Here is a 17,886-nt window from a genome sequence, read left to right as displayed (position 1 = left end):
TCCGCCGCGTCGGTCAGTACAGCCACCGGTCCAGGACGGCGGGCCAGAAGTGCGTCCGGTGGTCGTCGCCCCGCGCGGCCGGGTCGAGGCGGGCGATCCGCTCCGCCAGGTCGGCGAGCTCGGCGAGCGCCCGCTCCTCCATCGCCGCGTCCTCGTCCCACTGGTGGATCGCGGTCGAGCCGGCCAGCCAGGTCCCGACGAGGTGCAGCGAGCACAGCCAGTGGTCGATCGAGGAGTTGACCAGCCTCGTGCCGCCCGACGCCCGCTCCAGCACCCGTCCGGTCCCGGGTTCGGCGGCGTAGGTCGTGCCCGGGTCGCGGCCCGCGAGCCGGTATCCCGTCGGCTCGGCCGCGAACGACACCACGTCGACGACACCTTCGAGCACCGGCACGCCACTCGAGACCAGCGACGCCTTCTGCGGTCGCGGCAGTCGCCAGGCGGCCAGGTCTGGCTCGGCGGCGCGGACGACCCGCCCCGGTCCGGCCCAGGCTTCGAGCGCGGTGAAGGCCGGCGGGGTCGGGAGATCACGTGCCGTCACGCTCGACGACGCTAGCCGAGGCGCTCGGTCGCGGGGCCGCCCTCCCTATGATCACGGGGTGTTCACGTTGTCCGAGCCCCCGTTGTTCACCCGGTTGAAGTCCGCGTCGAGCGTGCTGGTCGCGGGCGCGGGCGGTGGGTTCGACGTGTACGCGGGTCTGCCGCTGGCGTTCGCGTTGCGCGCGTCGGGCAAGCGGGTGCACCTGGCGAACCTCTCGTTCAGCCCGCTGGACCGGCTCGACCTCGACGACTGGATCGCGCCCGACGTGGCGGCGGTCGAGCCGGACAGCGCGGGCAGCGACGACTACTTCCCCGAGCGCACCTTGGCCCGGTGGCTGGCCGCCCGCGCGCTGCCGTCCACCGTGCACGCGTTCCCGCGCACCGGGGTGCGGCCGTTGACCGCGGCCTACCGGACGTTGGTCGACCGGCTGGGCGTGGACGCGGTCGTCCTGGTCGACGGCGGCACGGACATCCTGATGCGCGGCGACGAGTCCGGGCTCGGCACGCCCGAGGAGGACGTGGCGAGCCTCGCCGCGGTCGACGCGCTCGACGGCGTGGAGCGACTGGTGGTGTGCCTGGGTTTCGGCGTCGACTCCTACCACGGCGTGTGCCACGCGCACGTGCTGGAGAACCTCGCCGCGTTGGACCGGGCCGGCGGCTACCTGGGCGCGCTGTCCATCCCCTCCGCCTCCGCCGAGGCACGGGCTTACCTGGACGCCGTCGCGCACGCCCAAGCCGCCACCCCGCTGCGGCCGAGCATCGTGAACGGGCAGATCGCGGCGGCGTTGCGCGGCGAGTTCGGCAACGTGCCGGTCACCTCGCGCACCGCGGGCAGCGAGCTGTTCGTCAACCCGTTGATGGGCGTGTACTTCGCGGTCGACCTGCCCGCCCTCGCCGCGTCGGTCGGCTACCTGGACCGGATCCGGGACACCGAGACCATGATCGACATCGGGCTGGCGATCGAGGACCACCGCGAAGACCTCACGCGACGGGCACAGCGCGCGTTCCCGCATTGAGGCTCCGGCCGCCGCGCTTTGTCGCCTGCGCTTGAAACACCGCCGGCCACGAGGGCGACACGTGGGTATGAGGTCCTTGGGGGGATTACTCGTCGGCGTGTGCTTGGTGGGTGCGTGCAGCACTCCGGTGTCCGGTTCGGCGGTCGCGGAGCGGACGAACGCCACCGCGGTGCCGACGTCCGGTGTGCCGTCGTTGACCGACCGGTTGCCCACGATGGTCGAGCAGGCGGCCATTCCCGAGGACGGGATGGCGGACTACGGCTTCACCGGCCCGTCGGCGGAGGAGTACGCCTTCCAGTGGCAGCCGAAGCCGTGCGAGGTGGAGGTCGCCGCCGAACGGGGCTACATGCCCACGCTGTACCGCGAGTGGATCAACGACGACATCGTGCTGCGCCAGGTCGTGACCGGGTATGCCGAGGCCACCGGCGCCGAGGTCCTGCGGCAGGTCGTCGAGGCAACCAGGCAGTGCACCACCTGGACGATCGAGCCGGACCCGCAGCAGTTCACCGTGCTCGAGGACGTCGTCGTGGACGCCCCCGAGGGGGTCGACCCGTTCCTCGGGTACTGCGCCACGACCACGGACGACACCAAGACGTACTGGCTGTGCGCGGCGTTCTTCTCGCACGGGCACCTGCTGTCGTGCGTCTACACGGTCCGGGCGGACTACCCGCCGGGGACGCTGGACGACCTGCACGGCGTCCTGCCCAGGGCGGTGCGGCACCTGACGAGCTGACGTCGCCGGTGCGCACCGCGGCGGGTGTGCGGGGCGCACCGGCGTGCGTCACCGGGTCAGGGACTGGTGCAGCTCAGGGTCGTGGCCGACGGGGCGCCGGTGGCGATGAACCCGAACGTGGTCGAGGCGTTGGCGCCCAGCGACCCGTTCCACGCGGCGTTGCGGATCGCGGCCTGGCTGCCGGAGCCGACGGACACGCCGCCCCAGACCTGGGTGATCGTCTGGCCGGAGGCCAACGTCCACCGCACGGTCCAGCCGGTGATCGCGGAGCCCGCCGTCACCGTGACGTCGGCCTGGAAGCCGCCCTGCCACGAGTTGACCGTGCGGTACGAGGCGGTGCACGCCCCGGTCGGCGGTGTGGTGGTGCTGGTGGTGGTCGTCGTGGTCGAAGTGGTGGTTGTCGTCGTGGTGGTGGTCGTGGTGCTGGTCGGCGGGGTGTCCGAGGGTGCGACGGCCCGACCGGTCGACGGCGAGATCATGCCCGCGCACAGGTTGCGGCTCGCCAGGTTCGCGGCGATCTGCGGGACGGCGTTGATGGTGGTCTGGTAGCCGTCGTGCATCAGGATCACGCCGCCGTTCTGCAGCGTGGACGCGGCCTGCACGATCTGGGCGGTGCTGGCGTTGTTCCAGTCCCGCGAGTCCACGTTCCACAGCACCTCGGTCAGGCCGAACTGCGCTTCGACGGCCTTGAGGGTGCTGTTGGTCTCGCCGTAGGGCGGGCGGAACAGCTTGGGCGCGACGCCGGTGGCGGACTGGATGGCCTGCTGGGTCTGGGAGATTTCCGAGGTCATCTGGGCCTGGCTGAGCTGCGTCATGTGCGGGTGCGACCAGCTGTGGTTCTCCACCCACATGCCGGCGTCGCGCTGGCTGCGGGTGAGGGCCGGGTTCGCCTGGACGTTGTTGCCCTGGTTGAAGAACGTGGCCCGCAGCCCGGCCGACCGCAGCGCGTTGAGCAGCTGGGTGGTGGTGCCGGCCTTGGGGCCGTCGTCGTAGGTCAGGGCGACGTAGCCGCTGGAGCAGTCGGCGGCGCTGGCCGCGTTCGGCAGCACGACGGCCAACGCGCCGAGCAACCCGACCGCGCCGGCCAGCGCGGCGACGCGTCGCCGCACGCCACGTGCCACCGGCCTGCCGGCATCGGTGGCGGCAGTTCTGGACATCACTTCCTCCAAGGGGTCGGACCGGGCTACGGGACGTAGCGACCGAAAGTTGCGATACCTGGACTGAGCTATTTCGGACAGTCAAGGCCGGATGATCGCCGGAGTCAAGCCTCGGACTCACCTATAGAGACGCGTGTCCGCAGGTAGATGCGCTGGCACGGCTGATAGCACTAGCGGTCCGGGGTTTCGAAAGTGTCGGCTCAGGCACACTCGGTGTCGTCGGGGTCGGGATCGGGGTGTTCGGCGAGGACCGCGCACAGCCGGGACACCGCCTCGGCCGGGTCCGTCGGGATCCGCAGCACTTCGTCACCGGCGCTGACCACCCCGTCGGCGGTGAAGGCCAGGCGCGTCGGTGGCGAGCGGTGGCCCTGGATCGAGGCCAGCGGTTCGCCGGCGGCGACGTCCCACAGGCGCACGTCGGGCCGGTCGGCGGAGACCGTGGCCAGGGTCGCGCCGTCGGGGGCGAACGCCAGGGCGGTGATCTCGGCGCCCACCGGGAACTCCCGCCGCACGTGCGCGGTGCTCGGGTCGACGAACTTGGCGACGCCGCCCGCCGCGACGACCAGCGAGCCGTCGTGGAAGCCGATGGCGACGTCGAGCCGGTCCTCGACGCGCCCTTCCTGCTGGGTGAACGACGCGGTGTCCCACACCCGCGACCACACGCTCACGTCGCCGAGCACCTCACCGGCCAACCACGCACCGTCGGGCGAGAAGACGAGGTCGCGCACCTGGTAGGGGAGTTCGAACCGCTTGCGCTCGGCGAAGGTGTCCAGCTCCCACACACCCATCTCGTAGCCGGTGGCGGTCTTCAGGCAGACCGCGATCAGGTCCGCCGACACCGCGAACCTCCGGACGTCGGCGTCGCGCGGCAGCGGCACCGTCCGCCGCGCGCCGTCGGGCGCGGTCACGGTGATCTGCTCGTCCGCGAGCACGGCGTGGTGCCCCCGTGGCCCGATCCGCACGTCCTCCCCGGCGACCGACCGGCCGTCCCCGGCGTGCACGACGCCGCGCGCGCCGGCGACCCACGCCGTGCCGTCGGCCGGATCGACGCCCAGGCCCGCGGCGGGGCCGAGCAGCCGGTCGGAGCGGGCCGGGTTCGGCCGCCACACGACCACCGTGTCGCCCGACGACGTGTTCGCCGCGACGGTGCCGCCCGCCGAGGCCAGCGCGTGGACGGTGTGCTGGTTGCCCGCGTACTCGGCCATGACCTCCCCGGTGGCGGGGGAGAGGGCGAACAGGTCGGCGCCGTTGCTGGTGAGCACCCGCTCGCCCCCGTCGAGGACGGCCACCTGGCTGCGGGCACGGCCGAGTTCGCGCAGCGGTTCGGCGGTGTCCGGGTCCCAGAGCCGGATCGCCTCGTCCACGCGCGAGGACACCAGGTACGACGCGGCGTAGGCGAGGTGGACGAGGTTCTCCGAGCCGGGCAGCTCGTCGCGGTGCTCGGTGCGCAGGCCGACCCGCTCGCCCGCCGGCTCCCACAGCTCGACGGCGCCGTCGGACCGCCCGATGGCGAGCCTGCGCCCGTCGGGGCGGAACCGCAGGGCTGAGATCCACTCACCGGGCGCGAACGCCCGCACGCGGACGCCGTCGCGCCACAGCTCGACGCCGCCCGACACCGCGACCGCGAGCGTGCCGTCCGGGCTCCACGCGGCGGTGTTGCCCCCGTCGACGGTCCGTTCCACCGAGGCGGTCGCGATGTGCCAGACCCTGGTGCCCCGGTTCGAGACGGCGAGCCGGGCGCCGTCGGGCGAGAACCGGACCGCCGTGACGCCATGGCCCGAACCGCGTTCGGCCGCCAGGAGCGCGCGCCGTTCGGCGACGTCCCACACCAGCATCTCGCCGTCGTGCCCGCCCACGGCGACGCGGCGGCCCGTGGGGTCGACGTCGATCGTGAGCGCGCCGGCGAACGCGGGGTGGTCCCCTTGGCCGAGGGCCACGGGAGGCACGCGGCTCACCGCCGACAGCAGCGCCGACCGCGCCTCCGGGGTGGTGTCCGCGTGCCAGGCGCGCAGCGCGTCGCGCACCCCCGCGACCGGGTCCTCGGTGGTCAGCGACTCGGTGGCCAGCTGCCGGGACAGCCGCTGGGCCGACTCGCCGCGCGCCAGCACGGCCACGGTGGCGGCGATCGCGACGACCACGACCACCGCCAACGCCCCGGCGGTCACCGCCACCCGCCCGGCCCGGGAGCGGTTGAGCGCCCGTCGGCCCGCGTCGATGTAGTCCCGTTCGACGAAGGTCAGGTCGGTGCGCCCGTCGGCCAGGCTCAAGGTCGCGGCCAGGCGCGGTCCACGAGGCAGGTCGCCGGGGTCGCGGCCCGCGTCGGCCCACCGCTGCGCGGCGTCGGCGAGGCGGCGACGGGCCAGCAGGGCGTCGCGGTCCTCGTCGACCCACGCCCGCAGCCGCGGCCAGGCCGACAGCAGCGCCTCGTGGCTGAGCTGGGCGCCGTCCCGGTCGACGGTGACGAGCCGGGCGGCGACCAGCTCGTCGAGCACCGGTCCCGGCGGCACCACCGCACGGCGCCGGGTGACCGCGCCGCCGTCGTGCACGCTCACCATGCCCAGCACGGTGGCGCGCAGGACCGCGCGGTCGGCCGCGGTCAGCTTGGCGTGGACCTGCTCGGCGGTGCGCGCGACCGCGCCGTCGATCCCGCCGGTGGCCAGGTACGCCGCCAACGTGAGCGTGTCGCCCTGCCGGTGGTGCCAGGTCTCGCGCAGCGCGTGCGCGAGGCGGGGCAGCGCGCCCGGGTCGTAGTCGGGCCCGCCGAGGTCGGCGATCAGCCTGGCGGGCAGGCCCGGCTCGACCGCCGTGCCCACCGCCGCGGCGGGCGCGGTGATCGCCTCGCTGAGCTCGTCGACGCCGAGCGGTCCCAGGATCACCGACCGGGCCAGCGCGCGGCGCAGCGGCGGCAGGCCGATGCACTGCTCGACGAAGTCGGCGCGCACGGCCAGCACCACCAGGCCCAGGCCCGGATCGGCCAGGGCGGCGGCGAAGGCCGCGCGGTCGGACTCGTCGACGTCGTGGGTGAACAGCTCCTCGAACTGGTCGACCACGACCAGCACGCGGGCGGCCGGATCGAGCCTGCCCGCGCGGATCTGCCGGACGAGCGCGGCGGTGTCCTGCCCGGTCCGCGCGGCGACCGCGGCGGCCAGCGCGCCGACCGGGTCCGGGCCGGGGGTGAGGACCACCGCGGGCCAGTCCGCCGCCGCGGGTAACAGCCCTGCCCGCACCAGCGACGACTTGCCCGAGCCCGACGCGCCCACCAGCACCGTCGGCTCCGGCCGGACGAGCTGGTCGGCCAGGCGCACCAGCAGGTCGGTGACCACGTGCCCGCGACCGTGGAACCAGCCCGCCTCCTCGGTGGCGAACCCCCGCAACCCGGGGTACGGGCAGCCCTCGCCGCCCGCGACCACGGCCGTGCCGGCGGCCGACCGGATGATCGCCTCGACGAACCGCTCCTGGTCGGCGGTGTCCGCGGCGACCGTCGCGGTGCCGTTGGCGCGTAAGGCGTCGACGGCCGCGGTGATCAACGCCGTCGCCGTGGGGTAGCGGTGGCCGGGGTCCTTGGCCAGGCCGCGGGCCAGCACCGCGTCCAGGGCGGGACCGATGCGCGGGTCCAGCCGTGACGGTGCGGGTGGCGGTTCCAGCAGGTGCGCGGCCAGCTTCGCGGCCGGTTCCGCGCGGCCGAACGGCACCCGCCCGGTCAGGCCCTCGTAGAGCACGCACGCCAGCGAGTACACGTCGGCACGGCCGTCGGCCTCACCGCCGAGGCGCTCGGGCGCGAGGTAGTCCAGCGAGCCGATGAAGTGGCCGGTGCGGGTGATCGCGGTCGCCGCCGAGGACACCGGGCGGGCGATGCCGAAGTCGGCCAGGTACGCGTGGCCCGCCCGGTCGACCATGATGTTGGACGGTTTGACGTCGCGGTGCACCAGCCCGGCCGCGTGCGCGGCGTCGAGCGCCTCGGCGACCTGGCCCAGCAGGACGAGCAGGTCGTCCGGGGCCGTGCCGTCGGCCAGCAGCCGGTGCAGGTCGACGCCGTCGACGAGCATCATGTCCAGGTACAGCGTCCCGTCGATCTCGCCGTAGGCGTGCACCGGCACCACGTGCGGGTGGGTGAGCGCGGCGGCGATCCGCGACTCACGGCGGAACCGCGCCTCGTACTCCTCGTCACGGGTCAGCAGCCGCTTCAGCGCGACCGTGCGGCGGTGGGCGGTGTCGAAAGCGCGGTGCACCACCCCCATGCCGCCGCGGCCGAGCAGCTCGCCCACCCGGTATGGCCCGAATCGCTCCGCCATGCCCCTCCTCGCGTCCTCCCGGAAGTCAACCGCGCTCGGCGCCGCGCTGGACCGGGTTCGCCGGAGGACGCGGAACTTTCCGGTTCCCGGACCGGGCGGCCCGCGCCGTCGGGGCCGGACCGGCCACGGGCGGGCGGCACCTCGAACGATTTCTTCGAATTGGGCGATTTCGGCTTTTCCGGTGGCCGCGGCAAATTGTCCGAAATGGCGATCTGTGACGAATGGCACAGGTTGTTATGTCGTTTCCGGCGTTTTCGGGTGATTTGTTGACCTATTGATTATCACTCGAACGGGTCAATGATGGTGCGGTCCCGCCGAGCGGGTCGACCCCCGCCCGGTCCCTGTCCCCGAAGGGCTGCGCCACGTGGCAAGAAAAGGCATCGTCGCCGTCGCCGTACCGGTCGTCCTCAGCGCGTTGTTGACCGCCGGCGTCGCACCGGCCCAGTCGCAGGTGCCGTCGCAGAGCCCGATCGACCTCACGCCGTCGTCGATCCGCTTGGACCCGCACCTGCCCCCGCTGCTGATCTCCTACGGGCACCACGCCGCCGGCGACCTGCACTACGTCCGCAAGGACGCGGCGGCGGCCGACGGCTGCGCCGTGCGCGACCACGAGGAGACCGAGGAGTTCGAGGTCGAGCCCGGCGCCGGCCACGTCACGCTCTCCGGCGTCCGGTACGACCTCGTGCAGTTCCACTTCCACACCCCGTCGGAGCACCGCTTCGCCGGGCACGCCGACCCGCTGGAGATGCACCTGGTGCACCGCAGCGCGGCGGGCGCCCTGCTGGTGATCGGCGTGCCGCTGCGCGTCGGCGCGCCGTCCACTGTGGACAAGGTGCTGTCGCGCCTCGCGCCCGAGTGCGGTGACGAGGTGCACCTCGCCGACATCGACCTGAACACCCTGCTGCCGGTGAACCGCGCCACGGCCCGCTACACCGGCTCGCTCACCACGGCGCCGTTCACCGAGGGCGTGCAGTGGTTCCTGATGGGGGAGAAGACGGTCACCCAGGCGACCGTCTCCCGCTTCCAGAGCCTGTTCTACGAGGGCAACGCGCGTCCCGTGCAGCCGTTGAACGGCCGCACCGTCCAGGTCGAGCTGCCGCACATCTGACACTGGTGGTGGCGGCGCCGCCCGCGCCGCCACCGCCGACTCAGTCCAGCGTGGTGTCGGCGCTGTCGCGCACGGCGACCGCGGCGGCGTTCTCCTGGTAGCTCTGCTCCGACACCAGGGTCACCCGCGCGGTGGACTGGAAGACCGGGATGGTCGCCGCGCCGCAGGACGCCATCGTGGCCTTGATCTTGGCCACGGTCAGGGCGAGCGCGTCGCCGAGGTCGCCGACGTACGGCACGTAGCCGTCCACGCCCTCCTCGAAGTGCAGCTTGTCCTCGCCCTGGTCGTAGCGCTGCCAGTTGCGGGCCCGGCTGGAGCCCTCGCCCCAGTACTCCTTGAAGACCGAGCCGCCGATGCGCACCTTCTTGCCCGGCGACTGGTCGAACCGCGCGAAGTAGCGGCCCATCATCACGAAGTCCGCGCCCATCGCCAGGGCCAGGGCCATGTGGTAGTCGTGCAGCAGGCCGCCGTCGGAGCAGATCGGCACGTACTCGCCGGTGCGCCGCGCGTAGGCGTCACGGGCCTCGGCGACGTCCATGACCGCGCTGGCCTGGCCGCGGCCGATGCCCTTCTGGTCGCGGGTGATGCAGATCGAGCCGCCGCCGATGCCGACCTTCACGAAGTCCGCGCCCGCGTCGGCCAGGAACCGGAACGCCTCGCCGTCCACGACGTTGCCACCGCCGATCGGCACCTGCGGGAACTCGCGCTTGACCCACCGCAGCGCCTCGGCCTGCCAGTCGCTGTAGCCGTCGGACGAGTCCAGGCACAGCACGTCCGCGCCGGCGGCGACCAGCGCGGGCACGCGGTCGCGGTAGTCGTGCGTGTTCACGCCCGCGCCGACCCGGAACCGCTTGGCCGCGTCCACCACCGCGCCGGGGAACTGCTTGTGGTCGGCGTAGTCCGAGCGGAACACGAGGTGCTGGAGGTGCCCGGCGCCGTCGACGACCGGCAGGCAGTCGAGGCGGTCCTCCCACAGCAGCGTGTTGGCCTCCGACAGGGTGATGCCCTCCTTGCCGCAGGTCAGGGTGTCCGCGGCGCGCATCCGGTCGGCGACCGGGAGGTCCAGGTCGTGCCGGTCGGAGTGGAAGTCGCGGGACGTGACCAGGCCGACGAACCGGCCGTGCGGCGTGCCGTCCTCGGTGACGGCGGCGGTGTTGTGGCCGGTGGTCTTCATCAAGCCGACGAGGTGCCGCAGCGGGTCGGTCGGGCGGACCGTCGTGTCGCTGACCACGAACCCCGCCTTGAAGTTCTTCACGAACCGCACCGCGTCCGCCTGGTGCTCCACGGACTGGTTGTGGTGCAGGAAGCTCAGGCCACCGGACCGGGCCAGGGCCACCGCCAACCGGGGCGAGCTGACCGCCTGCATGATCGCCGACGTGAACGGCGCCGACAGCCGGATCGGCGACGACTCCCCGACGGCGTGCCGCACGAGCGGCGTGCCGAGGTCGACCTTCGCGGGCGTGCACTCCGCGGTGGTCCGGTTGGGCAGCAACAGGAACTCGTTGAACGTCCGCGACACACCGGGCACGATCTCGACCACGAGCAGCATCTCCGAATCACCACGCCGGGCAGTCCCGGCCGCACCTCGCCGGGCGGTCCCGGCTCCACCTTGTCCGCGCAGCCTCCCACACCGCGGAGGGCACGCCGTGTCGCGAGCGAGCCGCTCGCCGCCTATGCTGGGCGGATCCCCGCCGGGCCGTACCTGCTCGTCGTGCCGCGCACCACCCCGCGACGGGCCGCCCGAGCCGGCTCACTTGTCCCCCGGTCGGGGGACCTCACCCCCCACTATCGAGGACCGGAACACGTGACCTTGCCCTACGGGTCGGACGACGACCACGCCGCCGACCGCTTCGTCAACAACGCGCTGCGCAGCCGTGACGAGGAGACCTGGCGGCTGCTGGCCTCCGACGCCTACGTCGAGCAGACCGACCGGGTGCTGCGGGCGATGCTCGACCGGATCGCGGCGACGCGCGCGCACCGCGCGGCCGATCGCGCCGCCGCACGGGCACGTGCGCTCGACGGTGAGATCAGCCAGGCCGAGTACCAGCGCGACGCGGCCGAGGACGCCAACCGCGCCACGAAGACCGCCCACTTCGAGACGTTGGTGCGCGAGCACCACCGGCTCATCGCGGCGGCGGCCCGGCGGCTGCGCGGCGACGACGTCCGGGACGAGCTGACCGACCTCGTGCTCGCCCTGGGTTCCGCGGTCGACGCCCACCGGACCGCCGTGCTCGCCGGCGGGACCGAGCCGACCGAGGCCGACCTGGCGTTGTGGGCGCGGCTGGCCACGCTCGACGTGCCCGACACCTCCGACGGCGAGGGGCGCACGTCGGTGGAGGAGCTGGTGCGGCGGCACTCGACGCGGCAGGACGACTTCGGGCGCGTGCTGGCCGGGATCATCCTGGACGTGGCCGGCGACGAGGCGTCGGTGCCGCGCGCCGCGCTGCTGACCGCGTGGAAGAGGGAGGTCGCGCCGATGCTGGCCGTCGAGCAGAAGACCGAGTTCGCGGCCAAGGGCAAGGGCTCGTTGGTGACCGAGAAGCTCCGCAAGACCCTGGGCCACTTGGAGCGCAAGGGCCTGGTCAAGCGCTCCGGCACGCCGGACGAGCAGCGGCTCGACGTGCTCGACCGGTCCGGTCTCGAGGAGTTGGCCGAGGGCGCCGGGGGACCTGAGGCGTGACGGTCGCCCGGCGCCGTCGGGTCACGGGGTCCAGCGGATCTCGGGGTTGATGCGGCCGCTCCAGTCGAAGGTCGCCATGTTGTCCCAGCCGTTGCCGCTGTGCTCGATGTCGGCGGGGTCCCAGCCGTTGCCGGGCACCGCGTACCAGGTCGGCTCCCAGTAGAAGACGCCGATGGCGCCCGCGTTGCGCGCGGTGTTCTGGACGTGGGCGAAGTTCTTCGCCTGGCCCGCCCACGTCAGCGGGTAGTCCGTGCAGCCGGAGGTGATGGAGTTGCCGGTGCTGTCGGCGTTCCCGGTGGTGAACGGGTAGGCCGTCTCGGCGAGCACGACGTCCTTGCCGTAGCGGGAGCGCACGTCGGTGATGACGTTGTAGAGGTTGGCCAGCGTGCCGTGCCACATGCAGTAGTACGACAACGCGGTGATGTCCCACGCCACGCCCTTGGACCTGATGCCGTCGTAGAACCAGCGGGCGTGGGCCAGGCTGTCGGCGTTGGCCGTGTGGACCATGACCTTGGTGCCGCTGTTGCACGCCTTGGTGGCGTTGTAGCCGGCCTTCAGCAGCAGGCTGAGGTTGGTGAAGTCGTTGTTGACGACCTTGCCGTCGTTCCAGAGCATGCCGACGTTGATCTCGTTGCCGATCTGCACGCTGTCCGGCGTGGTGCCCTGGGCCTTGAGGCTGGTGCAGACGTCGTGGGTGTAGTTGTAGACGTCGGTCTGCAGCTGGCCGATGCCGTGGCTCGACCAGGCGGCCGGCTTGTACTGCTTGCCGGGATCGGCCCACGTGTCGGAGTAGTGGAAGTCGACCAGCAGCTTGAGCCCCTTGGCCTTCACGGTCTTGGCGTAGGCGAGGACCTTCGCCTTGTTGTTGTAGCCGCTGCGCGGGTTGTTCCAGACGCGCAGGCGGACGTAGTTGACGCCCGCGCCCTTGAGGATGTCGAGCGGATCCCGCGCCGTGCCGGACGCGTCGTAGTACTTCGCGCCGAGGTCGAGGGCGCGTTGCGCGGTCGAGACGTCGGCTCCGAGCATGCTCAGCGAACCGGCCGCGGAGACCGCCGGGGTGAGCGCGGCCAGCGGGAGCACGGCGGTCGCCAGGGCGAGGACGGCCTTGGCCGCCCGGGTGGGTCCGGACATCCGATCTCCTTTGATCGAGGTGCGGCGCGGCGGCGATGGGCTGTGTACGTGCACAAAATGAAAGCGCAGATCGATGTGTAGCTCAAGCCATCGCGGGGCTCAGTTGACTGGGAACGTGCACAGGGCAGTGGCGGGTTGTCCGGTCCGGGGTGTCCGGCGGGTCGGTAGCGTGCGGCCATGGTGCCGGTGCTGCTCGTGCTGGGAGCGTTGGGGACGCCGGTGACCGGGCTGCTCGTCCGGCCGGACGTGCGCGGGGCGCGGCACGGCAACGAGATGTTCGTCGAACTCGGCCGGTTCGGTTGGTACGGCTACCTGGCGGTGTCCGTCGCCGTGCTGGCCGTCGGGCTGGCGGGCGTGCCGGTCGGCACGCCGCGGGGACGCGGGCGCGGCACCGGTGCGGCCACGGCACTGCTGACCCTCACGCTCGTGTTCGGCGCGATCCACGTGGTCGTCGTCGCGAACGGCATGTTCCACGGCGACGGCAAGCCGTGGCACGCCGCGGTGGCCGCGCTCGCCGGGGTGGCCGCCGCGACCGCGCTGCTCTTCGCCCGGGTGCGACTGCGGCGGGCCGGCTGAGCGCGCGCGCAGGCCCGGGGCGGCTGCGATCCGGCGCACGACGCCTGCCGACCGGAAGGCGTCTCACCGGCCGCGCGGGACGTCCTCGACGACCGCGTCCGCCACGTCGCCGTCGTCCTCGCGCAGGACGGTGCCGACGCCGTTCAGACGAGGTCGGCGAAGGTCTCCACCTGGTTGGTGCGGCCGGCGACGATGAGGATGTCCCCGTCCCGCACGACGGTGTCGGCGGTGGCGTAGGTGAAGTCGTGGCCGGGGCGCTTGATCGCGACCACGGTGACGCCGTGGTGGGTGCGCAGCCTGCTCTGCCCCAACGGGACGCCGACGGCACCGGCGGGCGCGACGGTCTTGACCATCGCGTAGTCGTCCTCGAACTCGATGTAGTCCAGCATCCGGCCGGTGACGAGGTGGGCGACGCGTTCGCCCATGTCGTGCTCGGGCAGCACGACGTGGTGCGCGCCCACGCGTTCGAGGATGCGGCCGTGCTGGCGGCTGGTCGCCTTGGCCCAGATGTGGGGGATGGCGAAGTCGACCAGCAGCGCCGTGGTGAGGATGCTGGCTTCCAGCTCGGTGCCGATGGCCACCACGGCACGCCGGAAGTCCGGCACGCCGAGCTGCCGCAACGCGGTCTCGTCGGTGGTGTCGGCCACGGCGGTGTGGGTGAGGTCGTCGGCGTAGCGCTGCACGATCGCGGGCCGGGAGTCGATGCCCAGCACCTGCGAGCCGTGCGCGACGAGTTCGCGGGCCAGGGAGCTGCCGAAGCGGCCGAGGCCGATGACGACGACGCGTCCGGGACGGGGTGCGCTGCTGCTAGCCAACGACGGGTCGCTCCTCGGGTAGTTCGTAGCGGCGGGCGCGCTCGCGCAGGGCGAGCGCGGCGGCCAGGGTGATCGGGCCGAGCCGACCGATGAACATCAGGACCACCAGCAGTACCTGCCCCGCCGGTGGGATGGCGGCGGTGATGCCGGTGGACAGGCCGACGGTGCCGAACGCGGAGATGGTCTCGAACAACACCGCGTCCAGCGGGAAACCCGTGATCAGCAGCAGGGCGAACGTCGAGGCGGCCACCGCGCCGACGCCGAGCAGCGCCACCGTGAGCGCCTGGCGCTGCACCTCGGCCGACAGCCGCCGACCGAGCACGTGCACGCTCGGCTCGCCGCGGATCTCGGCCGCGATGACGAACGCCAGCAGCGCGAACGTGGTCACCTTGATCCCGCCCGCGGTGCCCGCGCTGCCGCCTCCGATGAACATCAGCAGGTCCGTGACCAGCAGCGACGCCGGCGACATCTGCGCGACGTCGAGCGAGTTGAACCCGGCCGTGCGCGGGTTGACCCCGTGGAACGCGCCCACCAGCAGCTTGCCGGGCACGCTCAGCGGACCGAGCGTGGCCGGGTTGGACCACTCGATCGCGGTGATGGCGACGACGCCGAACACCAGCAGCGCGGCGTAGGTGAGCAGGGTGATGCGGGCGTGCAGGGTCCAGCGGCGCAGCGTGCCCCGCAGCCTGCGGCCCAGCTCGAACAGCACCGGGAAGCCCAGGCCGCCGGTGATGATCGCCAGCATCACCGGCACCGTGATCCACGGGTCGGTGGCGTAGGGGGTCATGCTCGTCGCGTAGAGGGCGAAGCCCGCGTTGTTGAACGCCGAGACGCCGTGGAACACCCCCTCGTACACCGCGCGTCCCCACGGCATGCCGTAACCGGTGGCGAACCGGAGGGTCAGCACGACCGCGGTCACCGCCTCGACCGCGAGGCTGACCGCGATGACCCGCCGCACGACGCCGCGGACCTCGCCCAACCCGCCCGCCTTGGTCTCCGCCTGCGCGGTCAGCTGCATCCGCAGCCCCAGCCGGCGGGCCACCAGCATCCCGAGCAGCGTGGCCAGCGTCATGATCCCCAGCCCGCCGGCCTGGATCAGGCCCAGCACGACCACCTCGCCGAACGTCGACCAGTGCGTCGCGGTGTCCACCACCACCAGACCGGTCACGCACACCGCGGACGTCGCGGTGAACAACGCCGTGACCACGCCCGCCGACGACCCCGACTCGGCCGCCACGGGCAGCGCCAGCAGCACCGTGCCCAGCAGCACGGCCGCGCCGAACCCGAAGACCACCGTCCGCGCCGGATGAGCCGTGCCCGCGGTCACCCGTCGTCGAGGCGCGAGCCACGTCGTGCGCACATCCACCCCGTCCGGACGAGGGCGGTGCACTCGGACGCACCACCCGGAACACGTGCACCCGATCACACCGGAAGTCGGGCCGCCCCGCTCATTGACGCTTCCTTGACGCTGCTGAGCCGCATCTCACCGGCGTGAGGCCGCGGGCGACGTCAAGATCCCGTAAGGAACCGCGCACCGGGGTCCGACGGCCCGGTTCACCCTTTAGGGTCACCCGCGGTGGTCGGGGGACACGCCTGCCGGGCCGACCCGGAGCCCGGGTGGAGGTCCGGCGCGCCGGGAGCGACCCGACCCGCCCGCCACCGGTCGCCGTCGACCGCACGCCGTGCCGGCAACTCCGGACCACACCAGGCCGGACCGAGACCCCCTAGGCCCCGCCTCCATGTCCAAGCTCGCGACCGTCGCCAAGCGGCTCTTGGTCGGGCGGCCGTTCCGCAGCGACCGCCTGTCGCACACCCTGCTGCCCAAGCGGATCGCGCTGCCGGTGTTCGCCTCCGACCCGATGTCGAGCGTGGCGTACGCGCCGGAGGAGATCCTGCTGGTCCTGTCGGTCGCCGGCGCGTCGGCGTACGCGTTCAGCCCGTGGATCGCGCTGCTGGTCGCGGTGGTGATGGCCGCCGTGGTGGCCTCCTACCGGCAGAACGTCCGCACCTACACCTCCGGCGGCGGCGACTACGAGGTGGCCACCGTCAACCACGGCCCGAAGTGGGGCCTGGTGGTCGGCAGCGCCCTGCTGGTCGACTACGTGCTGACGGTGGCGGTGTCGATCGCGTCCGCCGCGGCCAACATCGGCTCGGCCGTGCCGTTCGTGGCGACCCACAAGGTCGAGTTCGCGGTCGGCGCCATCGTCGTGCTCACCGCGATGAACCTGCGCGGCGTGCGCGAGTCCGGCACCGCGTTCGCCATCCCCACCTACGCCTTCGTCGCCGGCATCCTGGCCATGATCGCGTGGTCGCTGGTCCGCGTGTACGTGCTGGGGGACGACGTGCGAGCGGAGAGCGCCGACTTCCGGCTGGTCGAGGAGCACGGTGGTCTGGCCGGACTCGGGCTCGCGTTCCTGGTCCTGCGCGCGTTCTCCTCCGGCAGCGCCGCGCTGACCGGGGTCGAGGCGATCAGCAACGGCGTGCCCGCGTTCCGCAAGCCAAAGGGCCGCAACGCCGCCATGACCCTGCTGATGATGGGCGTGCTGGCCGTCACCATGTTCCTCGGCCTGATCATGCTGGCCCGGCTCACCGGCGCCCAGGTCGCCGAGGACCCCGCGCACCAGCTGATCGGCGCGCCCGCGGGCTACGAGCAGAAGACCCTGGTCGCCCAGCTCGCCAACGCCGTGTTCGCCGGGTTCCCGCCGGCGACCTGGTACGTCATCTTCTTCACCGGCCTGATCCTGGTGCTGGCCGCGAACACCGCGTTCAACGGGTTCCCGGTGCTCGGCTCGATCCTGGCCCAGGACCGCTACCTGCCGCGCCAGCTGCACACCCGCGGCGACCGGCTGGTGTTCTCCAACGGCATCGTCTTCCTCGCCGGGTTCGCGATCGTGCTCGTGGTGGCGTTCGACGCCGAGGTGACGCGGCTGATCCAGCTCTACATCGTCGGCGTGTTCATGTCGTTCGTGATCAGCCAGAGCGGCATGATCCGCCACTGGACCCGGTTGCTGCGCACGGAGACCGACCCGGCGGCGCGGCGGCGGATGCGGCGCGCCCAGGCGGTCAACGCGTTCGGCTTCGCGATGACCGCCCTGGTGCTGGCCGTCATCCTGATCACCAAGTTCACCCAGGGCGCCTGGATCTCGCTCGCCGCGATGGCGGCCATCTACGCGTTGATGGCCGCGATCCGCCGCCACTACCAGCGGGTCGCCGACGAGCTGCGGGAGGACGACGACGAGTCACCGATCGGGCTGCCGTCCCGCAACCACGCGATCGTGCTGGTGTCCAAAGTGCACCGTCCCACCAAGCGCGCGCTGGCCTACGCCAAGGCGGTGCGGCCGGACCGGCTCGAAGCGGTCACGGTCAACGTGGACGACAAGGACACCAGGGAGCTCGTCGCCCTCTGGAACGAGCAGGACTTCTCCATCCCGCTCAAGGTGATCGAGTCGCCGTACCGCGAGATCACCAAACCGGTTCTGGACTACGTCAAGCGGGTGCGCACCGACAACCCCCGCGACGTCGTCACCGTCTTCCTCCCCGAGTACGTCGTCGGGCACTGGTGGGAGCAACTGCTGCACAACCAGAGCGCGCTGCGCCTCAAGGGCAGGCTCCTGTTCCAGCCCGGCGTCATGGTGACCAGCGTGCCGTGGCAACTGGCCTCCTCGGCCAAGGTCCGCGACCGCCTCACGCCCGCGCCGGGCGCGATCCGCCGCGGCCTCGACGCCAAGAACGAGGAACTCGACCGCTGAGCCACCCGCTCGACCGCCGCCGCCCGCGCGCCCGGCACCGCTGCCGCTGGGCCGCCGCGCGATCGCCCGCGCGCCCGCCACCGCTGCCGCCC

At 72.7% G+C, this 17,886-nt stretch carries 13 protein-coding genes; 6 read left to right on the top strand and 7 right to left on the bottom strand.

From position 1 onward, the window contains the following. Positions 1-13: 13 nt before the first annotated feature. Positions 14-538: an SUKH-4 family immunity protein gene (locus ABTZ99_RS31160; RefSeq protein ID WP_499616327.1), complete on the bottom strand. Its 525-nt coding sequence runs from the start codon at positions 536-538 to the stop codon at positions 14-16. A gap of 58 nt (positions 539-596) precedes the next feature. Here ABTZ99_RS31160 and ABTZ99_RS31155 point away from each other — a divergent pair, with 58 nt between their 5' ends. Together ABTZ99_RS31155 and ABTZ99_RS31150 are read left to right on the top strand one after the other, a co-directional pair. Continuing rightward, positions 597-1,553, top strand: a complete 957-nt coding sequence (locus ABTZ99_RS31155) for a DUF1152 domain-containing protein (RefSeq protein ID WP_499616324.1) — start codon at positions 597-599, stop codon at positions 1,551-1,553. A 127-nt stretch (positions 1,554-1,680) separates the two neighbouring features. Then, positions 1,681-2,286, top strand: a complete 606-nt coding sequence (locus ABTZ99_RS31150) for a hypothetical protein (protein ID WP_498778545.1) — start codon at positions 1,681-1,683, stop codon at positions 2,284-2,286. A 56-nt stretch (positions 2,287-2,342) separates the two neighbouring features. On the opposite strand, the gene ABTZ99_RS31145 is transcribed toward ABTZ99_RS31150, so the two are convergent. Continuing rightward, the gene (locus tag ABTZ99_RS31145) at positions 2,343-3,443 is read right to left on the bottom strand and encodes a polysaccharide deacetylase family protein (RefSeq protein ID WP_499616321.1); all 1,101 of its coding nucleotides are present in this window, start codon (positions 3,441-3,443) and stop codon (positions 2,343-2,345) included. Positions 3,444-3,643: 200 nt separating this feature from the next. Continuing rightward, the gene (locus ABTZ99_RS31140; RefSeq protein ID WP_499616318.1) at positions 3,644-7,735 is read right to left on the bottom strand and encodes a WD40 repeat domain-containing serine/threonine protein kinase; all 4,092 of its coding nucleotides are present in this window, start codon (positions 7,733-7,735) and stop codon (positions 3,644-3,646) included. 364 nt (positions 7,736-8,099) lie between these two features. On the opposite strand from ABTZ99_RS31140, the gene ABTZ99_RS31135 reads away from it, so the two are divergent. Further along, entirely contained in the window at positions 8,100-8,843 is a 744-nt protein-coding gene (locus tag ABTZ99_RS31135) for a carbonic anhydrase family protein (protein ID WP_498778542.1), read from the top strand. A gap of 40 nt (positions 8,844-8,883) precedes the next feature. Here ABTZ99_RS31135 and ABTZ99_RS31130 read toward each other — a convergent pair whose 3' ends face one another. Next, positions 8,884-10,392: an IMP dehydrogenase gene (locus tag ABTZ99_RS31130; protein WP_498778541.1), complete on the bottom strand. Its 1,509-nt coding sequence runs from the start codon at positions 10,390-10,392 to the stop codon at positions 8,884-8,886. A 255-nt stretch (positions 10,393-10,647) separates the two neighbouring features. On the opposite strand from ABTZ99_RS31130, the gene ABTZ99_RS31125 reads away from it, so the two are divergent. Beyond that, the gene (locus tag ABTZ99_RS31125) at positions 10,648-11,523 is read left to right on the top strand and encodes a hypothetical protein (protein WP_498778540.1); all 876 of its coding nucleotides are present in this window, start codon (positions 10,648-10,650) and stop codon (positions 11,521-11,523) included. Between the two features lie 21 nt (positions 11,524-11,544). On the opposite strand, the gene ABTZ99_RS31120 is transcribed toward ABTZ99_RS31125, so the two are convergent. Next, positions 11,545-12,654 (bottom strand): glycoside hydrolase family 53 protein, encoded by a 1,110-nt coding sequence (locus ABTZ99_RS31120; RefSeq protein ID WP_499616314.1) that lies wholly within the window; start codon positions 12,652-12,654, stop codon positions 11,545-11,547. 177 nt (positions 12,655-12,831) lie between these two features. Between ABTZ99_RS31120 and ABTZ99_RS31115 the strand changes: the two genes are divergently transcribed. After that, on the top strand, positions 12,832-13,230 hold the full coding sequence (locus ABTZ99_RS31115; RefSeq protein ID WP_499616311.1) for a hypothetical protein: 399 nt from the start codon (positions 12,832-12,834) through the stop codon (positions 13,228-13,230). Positions 13,231-13,373: 143 nt separating this feature from the next. On the opposite strand, the gene ABTZ99_RS31110 is transcribed toward ABTZ99_RS31115, so the two are convergent. Both ABTZ99_RS31110 and ABTZ99_RS31105 read right to left on the bottom strand, forming a co-directional pair. Then, the gene (locus ABTZ99_RS31110; RefSeq protein WP_498778537.1) at positions 13,374-14,045 is read right to left on the bottom strand and encodes a potassium channel family protein; all 672 of its coding nucleotides are present in this window, start codon (positions 14,043-14,045) and stop codon (positions 13,374-13,376) included. After that, positions 14,038-15,405, bottom strand: a complete 1,368-nt coding sequence (locus tag ABTZ99_RS31105) for a TrkH family potassium uptake protein (protein ID WP_498778536.1) — start codon at positions 15,403-15,405, stop codon at positions 14,038-14,040. Before ABTZ99_RS31105 ends, ABTZ99_RS31110 begins: the two co-directional genes overlap by 8 nt. Positions 15,406-15,784: 379 nt before the next feature. On the opposite strand from ABTZ99_RS31105, the gene ABTZ99_RS31100 reads away from it, so the two are divergent. Continuing rightward, the gene (locus tag ABTZ99_RS31100; RefSeq protein WP_498778535.1) at positions 15,785-17,794 is read left to right on the top strand and encodes an APC family permease; all 2,010 of its coding nucleotides are present in this window, start codon (positions 15,785-15,787) and stop codon (positions 17,792-17,794) included. Positions 17,795-17,886: the final 92 nt, after the last annotated feature.

The organism is Actinosynnema sp. NPDC002837 (assembly GCF_040295345.1).
Lineage (GTDB): Bacteria > Actinomycetota > Actinomycetes > Mycobacteriales > Pseudonocardiaceae > Actinosynnema.
This window is presented reverse-complemented; position numbering and strand designations above follow the sequence as displayed.

Coding starts and splice junctions, on each gene's coding strand:
- ABTZ99_RS31130 (WP_498778541.1), bottom strand. CDS start 10,392: ATGCTGCTCGTGGTCGAGATCGTGCCCGGTGTGTCGCGGACGTTCAAC.
- ABTZ99_RS31100 (WP_498778535.1), top strand. CDS start 15,785: ATGTCCAAGCTCGCGACCGTCGCCAAGCGGCTCTTGGTCGGGCGGCCG.
- ABTZ99_RS31140 (WP_499616318.1), bottom strand. CDS start 7,735: ATGGCGGAGCGATTCGGGCCATACCGGGTGGGCGAGCTGCTCGGCCGC.
- ABTZ99_RS31120 (WP_499616314.1), bottom strand. CDS start 12,654: ATGTCCGGACCCACCCGGGCGGCCAAGGCCGTCCTCGCCCTGGCGACC.
- ABTZ99_RS31115 (WP_499616311.1), top strand. CDS start 12,832: ATGGTGCCGGTGCTGCTCGTGCTGGGAGCGTTGGGGACGCCGGTGACC.
- ABTZ99_RS31145 (WP_499616321.1), bottom strand. CDS start 3,443: ATGTCCAGAACTGCCGCCACCGATGCCGGCAGGCCGGTGGCACGTGGC.